General features: G+C 53.7%; 1 protein-coding gene. It reads left to right on the forward strand.

What is annotated here, in order from left to right; translation table 11 throughout:
* Positions 1-41: 41 nt before the first annotated feature.
* Positions 42-462: hypothetical protein (locus E1189_RS00450; RefSeq protein WP_155158185.1), on the forward strand; the 421-nt coding region annotated here is incomplete at its 3' end.

Genomic DNA, 462 nt, shown 5'->3' on the forward strand with positions numbered 1-462 from the left:
ATCTTCGGGCAGCGTATTGATTCGCTGGTGGAGTTGTCACAATGAGCACTCCTGAAAAGATCGCCAGCAACTGGAAGAAGCTTCCCGAGCCTTTGCGCAAGAAGGTCATACTCTCCGCTATCCACGGGCTACCTGTTAGCAGAGCTGTGTCAGATCACCTGATCGCCCTTGGCCGCCTCAGTGGTGGGTTGCCATGGAAACAACACGTTGGCGCAATAGGCGAGCTTCTGCGCCGCTCCCCTGCCACTATTAAACGACGCAACAAGGCTACCGTTGACTCTGGGTACTTGCAGGTAATCTCCCGCCGTCGTCCAGGTATCAAGTCCTGTGACTGGAATGAATACCGCCTCAATGTCCGTCGTATTTTGGAGGACGGATACTCTGTTGCCCCTGCTCAGGTTCAAAAGGAAGTGGAGCAGGCACTTACCTGTGAGGCCAGTAAAATCAAACCGGCTCAAAATG

This window comes from Parendozoicomonas verongulae, assembly GCF_009711465.1.
Lineage (GTDB): Bacteria > Pseudomonadota > Gammaproteobacteria > Pseudomonadales > Endozoicomonadaceae > Sansalvadorimonas > Sansalvadorimonas verongulae.